This window comes from Paenibacillus sp. OT2-17 (assembly GCF_009827695.1).
GTDB lineage: Bacteria > Bacillota > Bacilli > Paenibacillales > Paenibacillaceae > Paenibacillus > Paenibacillus polymyxa_B.
This window is the reverse complement of the sequence record NZ_WUDQ01000661.1, coordinates 1-1,855: the sequence shown is the minus strand read 5'-3', so window position 1 is coordinate 1,855 and position 1,855 is coordinate 1. Positions and strand designations below refer to the sequence as shown.

General features: G+C 42.0%; 2 protein-coding genes. One reads left to right on the top strand and one right to left on the bottom strand.

The genetic code is table 11. From position 1 onward, the window contains the following. A partial coding sequence (locus tag GRP75_RS25830; RefSeq protein WP_160790754.1) for a DHA2 family efflux MFS transporter permease subunit occupies window positions 1–1,069 on the bottom strand: 1,069 nt, incomplete at its 3' end. A gap of 126 nt (window positions 1,070–1,195) precedes the next feature. Between GRP75_RS25830 and GRP75_RS25825 the strand changes: the two genes are divergently transcribed. Further along, window positions 1,196–1,765 carry a TetR/AcrR family transcriptional regulator gene (locus GRP75_RS25825; protein ID WP_023988846.1) on the top strand — a complete coding sequence of 190 codons (570 nt, stop codon included), beginning with the start codon at window positions 1,196–1,198 and terminating at the stop codon, window positions 1,763–1,765. The last annotated feature ends 90 nt before the right edge of the window (window positions 1,766–1,855 follow it).

Here is a 1,855-nt window from a genome sequence, read left to right as displayed (position 1 = left end):
GGAAAAACAAAACAGCGGCCACAATCACAAGGCCTGGAATAACAAGCCATTTGGGATCAAATTTATCGAATAGGGAGCCCATAATGGGAGACAAGAGACCGTTGATAATTCCACCAGGCAGAAGTACCAAACCTGCTGTTAGAGCAGACAGAGCCAGCCCTTTTTGCAAAAAGAGTGGAAGAATCAGCATCGTAGAAAGGATCGTCATCATACATAGGAACACCATAATAACGCCGATAACGAACATTGGATATTTAAACACACGCAAATTCAACATTGGCTGCTTCATTTTCAATTGACGTACAGAGAACAGTATCAACGATACCAGACCGACGATCACTGGAAGCAGAACCATCGGGCTAGCCCAACCTTCGCCACCTTCTCCAGATTTACTGAAACCAAACACGACACCACCGAAGCCAATGGAAGACAGGAGGATAGATAAAAGATCAATTTTGGGCTTGGTCGTTTTTGAAACGTTTTGCATAAATAAAATACCGCAAATCAGCGAGAGAACCAAAAAAGGAAGAGAAATCCAGAAGATCCAGTGCCAAGACAGATTTTGCAGTACCAGTCCTGCAATGGTAGGTCCCACCGCAGGTGCAAACATAATTACCAATCCGATGATCCCCATAGCCGCGCCTCTCTTTTCAGCCGGGAAAATGATCAAGATGGTGTTAAACATCAACGGCAATAACAGCGCTGTACCAATGGCCTGAAGAATACGAGCGATCAATAGCACTGAAAAAGTAGGTGAAAGTGCAGCAACGAGGCAACCAGCTATTGAGAACAGCAACGATGTAACAAACAGCTGTCTTGTCGTAAAGGTTTGAATCAGCAATCCCGATACAGGTACTAAAATACCGAGTGTCAGCAGATAAGCGGTCGTCAGCCATTGGGCTGTTGCAGTTGTAATATGCAAAATCTGCATCAAATCATTCAGTGCAATGTTAAGTGCCGTTTCACTGAACATTCCAATAAAGCCACTAAGGAGCAGGGCAATCATAATAGGTAGCACCTTGAACGTTTTGGGTTCAGAGGGTGAACTCGTTTGACTCTTTGTACTCATGTTGTTTTTGTTCCTCCAATAAATTAATGGGTATTGAATTATAACGATCGGTCTATATATAATAAACATGTTGTTATTTTTTTGTCAAAGTAAATTATAAATAATATATAATGAAGGATGCTGTATATGGCTGCTAAACCTGAATCATACGAGAATATCGTACAAACCGCATCGAAGCTCTTTTTTCATCAGGGGTATCACGCAACTGGACTGAATCAGATTCTTGCGGAGAGTGGATCACCGAAGGGCTCACTTTATTATTATTTTCCGCGTGGTAAAGAAGAATTAGCTTTGGAATGCATAAGAAGAGGGAATGAATTTATTAAGCAAAAATTAAAACAGACACTGGACGAAAACGATAATCCTGTACTAGCCATTCAGAATTTTATTCGTAATACAGCTGAGGAGGCAGACCGTACCGGCTTTAACGACTTCATGCCGATTGGCTTCTGGGCTGCTGCGGAAACTTCCTGTATTAGCGAATCGCTACGTCATGCTTGTGTGAATACATTTGCAGATTGGCAGCGCATTTATATGGAACGTCTTCAGAAATCGGGCTGGACAGAGGAAAAGGCACACAGTCTGGCGGTACTTATCATTTCGATGCTCGAAGGTGCATTAATTTTGGCTGTTACGCAACAGAGCAGTGCTCCTATTTATAATATCGTGGATTACATTCCACAGTTGGTCAAATAATCCTGTCTCTTCGATTTTCAATCGCTCCTAATGAGCTCCAACAAGCAACTTTAAAAAGCCAAGTTCTCAAAAACGAGAACATCGGCTTTT